The sequence below is a fragment of the Nocardioides sp. NPDC057772 genome, from assembly GCF_042798075.1.
Classification (GTDB): Bacteria; Actinomycetota; Actinomycetes; order Propionibacteriales; family Nocardioidaceae; genus Nocardioides.
Genome location: NZ_JBHVKN010000281.1, coordinates 1 through 4,968 on the forward strand (window position 1 = coordinate 1; position 4,968 = coordinate 4,968).

At 68.7% G+C, this 4,968-nt stretch carries 5 protein-coding genes; 3 read left to right on the plus strand and 2 right to left on the minus strand.

The window, feature by feature from the left end; translation table 11 throughout:
• Positions 1-141: 141 nt before the first annotated feature.
• The gene (locus ACFVJS_RS26195; protein WP_378886465.1) at positions 142-498 is read right to left on the minus strand and encodes a hypothetical protein; all 357 of its coding nucleotides are present in this window, start codon (positions 496-498) and stop codon (positions 142-144) included.
• A 17-nt stretch (positions 499-515) separates the two neighbouring features.
• Between ACFVJS_RS26195 and ACFVJS_RS26200 the strand changes: the two genes are divergently transcribed.
• The gene (locus tag ACFVJS_RS26200; protein WP_378886467.1) at positions 516-1,301 is read left to right on the plus strand and encodes a putative protein N(5)-glutamine methyltransferase; all 786 of its coding nucleotides are present in this window, start codon (positions 516-518) and stop codon (positions 1,299-1,301) included.
• A gap of 239 nt (positions 1,302-1,540) precedes the next feature.
• Entirely contained in the window at positions 1,541-2,239 is a 699-nt protein-coding gene (locus tag ACFVJS_RS26205) for a TIGR02206 family membrane protein (RefSeq protein WP_378886468.1), read from the plus strand.
• Here the strand turns inward: ACFVJS_RS26205 and ACFVJS_RS26210 are convergent.
• Positions 2,203-3,291, minus strand: coding sequence for a PLP-dependent cysteine synthase family protein (locus ACFVJS_RS26210; RefSeq protein ID WP_378886470.1), 1,089 nt, complete (start codon positions 3,289-3,291; stop codon positions 2,203-2,205). The two genes, ACFVJS_RS26205 and ACFVJS_RS26210, sit on opposite strands and share 37 nt — an antisense overlap.
• Positions 3,292-3,463: 172 nt before the next feature.
• Between ACFVJS_RS26210 and ACFVJS_RS26215 the strand changes: the two genes are divergently transcribed.
• Positions 3,464-4,927 (plus strand): malate:quinone oxidoreductase, encoded by a 1,464-nt coding sequence (locus tag ACFVJS_RS26215; protein WP_378886472.1) that lies wholly within the window; start codon positions 3,464-3,466, stop codon positions 4,925-4,927.
• The last annotated feature ends 41 nt before the right edge of the window (positions 4,928-4,968 follow it).

A 4,968-nucleotide genomic window follows, 5' to 3' on the forward strand; every position in this document is an offset into this window, starting at 1 on the left:
GCGAGTAGGCGATCGGGGCCTCGTCGAAGCGGGTGAGGACCTGCACCAGCGACCGGGCGCCCGCCGCGAGCACGAAGATCGCGTAGACGGTCAGCAGCACCAGGTGCGGACCGGATCGGGTCTTGGCGGGCAAGGTCTCGGTCACCGGACCATCATGACGCGTACGGCCACGACCCCCGTCGCCAGGGCAGCCGCCGCGATCACGCCCGAGGACCAGGTCGAGCGGTCCCCGCGCATCGTCTGCAGGGCCAGCGGCATCAGGCACACCAGCGCCCCGACGTAGCCCAGGAAGGTCGACATCGACTCCGGCTTACGCCCACCTGACCAGGCCGCCAGCGCGCCGACCGCCAGCACGACCGCCAGGATCTCCAGCATCCACGACACCTGGTCGAGCCACTTCGGCCGCGGTGCCTTCAGCACCACGCCGATCACGGCCGCGATCGTCACGAACGCGGCGTAGCCGGCCACGATAAATGCGATCAGGGTGACGGCGTCCACGTGCCAATCTTGTCCCAATGACCTCCACAACGCCCGACCCGGGTCTCGTCGCCCGCCTCCGCGCCGCCGGCTGCGTCTTCGCCGAGGACGAGGCGGCCCTCCTCGAAGCGGAACCGGTCTCTCCGCAGGAACGAGAGGCGATGGTCGTACGCCGCGTGGCCGGTGAGCCGCTGGAGCTCATCCTGGGCTGGGCCGAGTTCTGCGGGCTCCGCATCCGGGTCGCGCCCGGGGTGTTCGTGCCCCGGCAGCGCTCGGCGCTGATGGTCGACCTCGCCGTCCATGCGACCGAGGACAGCACGACCCGGCGGGTCCTCGACCTCGGCTGCGGGACCGGCGCCCTGGGTGCGGCCGTCTTCGCGCGGATCCAGGGTGCGGAGGTCTGGGCGACCGACATCGACCCAGCCGCGGTCGCCTGCGCCCAGCAGAACCTGCCCCCGGACCGCGTGCTCCTCGGCGACCTCTACGACCCGCTCCCCGACGGCCTCGAGTTCGACCTGATCCTGGCCAACGCTCCCTACGTCCCGACCGCCCAGATCCGGAACATGCCGCCCGAGGCGCGCGACCACGAGCACCATGTGGCCCTCGACGGTGGCGCGGACGGGCTCGACGTCCAGCGGCGGGTGATCGATCAGGCGCCGAAGCATCTGACCCCCGGCGGCGTACTCGTCGTCGAGGCCAGCCAGGAGCAGGCGCCCGTCACCGCCAGCCTGATGCGGGAGCAGGGGCTGGTCGCGGAGGTCCATCACGACGAGGAGCTCTACGCGACCGTGGTGACCGGGACTGCTGTAGGAATACCCGGTTAACCGGGTATTCCTACAGCAAAAGCGAGGCGTCCCTCTGATTGCACACCACCCCCGCAGCGTGCATTCAGAGGGACCTCCAACAGGCTGGTGAATCCCCCCGGATCAGCCACCAACCTTGGTGATGAGAGGTCGTCCACCCCCCACCGGTGGACGACCTTCTCGCCGATGAAACGGGCCAGCCTCGGACCCATGACGCGGGTTGAGAAGAATTTTTTCGAGAATCCCGTCAGACTTTCGATATGCAGGCTTACGGTCTGACCCACCTGGTGCCGTTGTCCCTGCTCACAGCGGGGATCGTGGCCATGGTCTGGCTGGGCCGGCGAGAGCGCGGCGATCAGAATCCGTCGAGATTCTCGCGAGGATTCGCCCTCGCGATCCCGCTCACGACGATCCCGCTGCAGGCCCACGAGTGGGTCACCGACTTCGACCTCTTCATCGACCTGCCGATCCATCTGTGCGACCTGGCGTGGATGGCGGCTGCGGTGGCGCTGTGGACGCACCGGCCCTATCCGACGGCGCTGACCTGCTTCTGGGGACTGACGCTGACCATCCAGGGCGTGCTCACCCCGGACGTACGGGACTTCCCGGAGGTCAGCTACATCACCTTCTGGGCCATGCACCTCATGGTCGTGCTCGCCGCGGTCTACCTGGTCTTCGGGCTCAAGCTGCTCCCGCGATGGCGCGACTACGGCTCGGCGGTCGCGACCACCGCGGTGTGGGCCGCGGTGGCGTACGTCCTCAACCTGGCCCTCGACGCCAACTACGGCTACCTCCGCTACAAGCCCGCGTCGGGATCGCTGCTCGACGTGCTCGGCCCGTGGCCGGTCTACATCCTCAACGAGATCCTGCTCATCGCCGGGATCTGGGCGCTGATCACCCTGGCACTGAGGCGATGGGCCCGTCAGGAGGGGTCGACGAGGACGCCGGTGCGCTCGTAGTCGGCGAGGGCCGCTGCGTACGGCGCCAGGTCGATGCCCTTCTCGCTCACCCAGCCGTCGTCGTAGTAGGACGAGCGGTAGCGCTCCCCGGAGTCACACAGCAGGGAGACGACGCTGCCCTGCGCGCCGGCCTCCACCATCTCGCGTACGACACCCAGCGATGCCCACACGTTGGTGCCCGTCGAGGGGCCGACCGCGCGGCCCATCCGGGCCGATAGCCACCGCATCGTCGCGATCGAGGCGGCGTCGGGGACCTGGACCATGTCGTCGACGACGCCGCCGACGAAGGACGGCTCGACCCGCGGCCGCCCGATCCCCTCGATCCGCGACGGCATCCCGGTGGCGTAGTCGGAGGTGTCCATCTCCCAGCCGCCGTAGAAGGCGGAGTTCTCCGGGTCGGCGACCATCAGCTTCGTCGAGTGGCGGCGGTAGTGGAGGTAGCGGCCGATCGTCGCCGAGGTGCCGCCGGTGCCGGCCGAGACGACGATCCAGGTCGGGACCGGGTGCCGCTCCTGCGACATCTGGTCGAAGATCGACTCGGCGATGTTGTTGTTGCCGCGCCAGTCGGTGGCCCGCTCGGCGTAGGTGAACTGGTCCATGTAGTGGCCGCCGCACTCGCGGGCGAGGCGCTCGGCCTCCGCGTACATGTCGGGGGCGCGGTCGACGAAGTGGCAGGTGCCGCCGTACCACTCGATCAGCGCCACCTTCTCCTTCGACGTCGAGCGCGGCATCACGGCGACGAACGGGAGACCGAGAAGCCGCGAGAAGTACGCCTCGGAGACCGCGGTCGACCCCGAGGACGCCTCCACGACCGTCGCGCCCTCGTGCAGCCAGCCGTTGCAGATCGCGTAGAGGAACAGGGAGCGGGCGAGCCGGTGCTTCAGCGAGCCCGTGGGGTGTACCGATTCGTCCTTGAGATAGAGGTCGATACCGGGACATCCCGGCAGGGGCACGACATGCAGATGGGTGTCGGCCGAGCGCTGCGCGTCGGCCTCGACGCGGCGTACGGCTTCGTCGATCCAGGCGCGATGGGAGTCAGAGAGGCGTGGCACCGCCCGAGCGTAACTCCACCCTGAACTACCACCGACATGTGCGGTGAGCCACAATGAAGAGCGGAAACATGCTGGACTCATCGAGGGTCAGGGCAGTGAAGTTGCCCACAAGTTAGACCGATCTAAGGACCCCGATTAACCATTGCGGCCTCAAAAGCGAGACAAAAGACCTGTGGACGAACCTCTTGACGTAGTGCTGATCGGCGGCGGCATCATGAGCGCCACCCTGGGCGTGCTCCTCCAGGAGCTGGAGCCCAGCTGGTCCATCAAGATGATCGAACGGCTCGACTCGCTCGCCGTGGAGTCCTCCGGCCCGTGGAACAACGCCGGCACCGGCCACTCCGCGCTGTGCGAGCTCAACTACAGCCCGCAGCAGCCCGACGGTTCGGTCGACATCTCCAAGGCCGTCAACGTCAACGAGCAGTTCCAGGTCTCCCGCCAGCTGTGGTCCTTCCTGGTCGAGAACGGCCGCATCCCGGACCCCGACAAGTTCATCCACACCGTCCCGCACATGTCCTTCGTGTGGGGTGCGGACAACGTCGAATACCTCCGCAAGCGCCACGAGGCGCTGTCGCAGCACCCGCTCTTCGCCGGGATGGAGTTCTCCACCGACCCCGAGGTCATCCGGGGCTGGGCTCCGCTGCTGCTCGAGGGCCGCTCCGCGAAGTCGCTCGCCGAGGAGCCCGTCGCGGCCACCTGGACCAACGCCGGCACCGACGTCGACTTCGGCTCGCTGACCTCGATGCTGACCCGCACCCTCGTCGACAAGGGTGCCGACCTCGAGACCGGCTCCGAGGTCACCGACCTCCACCAGACCATGGACGGCTTCTGGCACGTCTACGGCCGCAACGGGTCCGGGAAGTACCACCTGCGCGCGCGGTTCGTCTTCGTCGGCGCCGGCGGCTATGCGCTGCCCCTGCTGCAGAAGGCCGCCATCCCGGAGATCCGCGGCTTCGGCGGCTTCCCGGTCTCGGGTGAGTTCCTGCGTACGTCCAAGCCCGAGCTCGTCGCCCAGCACCGCGCCAAGGCCTACGGCAAGGCCGCCGTCGGCGCGCCGCCGATGTCGGTGCCCCACCTCGACACCCGCTACGTCGAGGGCAAGACCCACCTGATGTTCGGTCCGTACGCCGGCTGGAGCCCGCGCTTCCTCAAGACCGGCTCGCTGACCGACCTGTTCCTCTCGGTGCGACCCCACAACCTGGTGCCGATGTTGCGGGCCGGGCTGACCAACATGGACCTCACCGTCTACCTGGTCAAGGAGCTGCTGCGCTCGCCGCGCAAGAAGTTCGACGATCTCCTCGACTTCTTCCCCGCCGCCGACCGCAAGGACTGGGAGCGGATCATCGCCGGCCAGCGGGTGCAGGTCATCCGCCCCGACGGCGTGCTGCAGTTCGGCACCGAGGTCATCACCGCCGAGGACGGCACCATCGCCGGTCTGCTGGGCGCCTCCCCCGGCGCCTCGACCGCTCCGGCGATCATGGTCAACGTCCTGCGCCGCTGCTTCCCCGACCGTTGGGACGCCTGGCAGCCCCAGCTCAAGACGATGATCCCGGCCACCGGCGCCGAGCTCAGCGCCGACCCCGAGCTCGCCGCCGAGACCTTCGCGCGCACCGACCGCCAGCTCAACCTCGGCTGACCTCCCGCCGAGTCCGCAGTTGTGGGCGACGAAACGGCAGT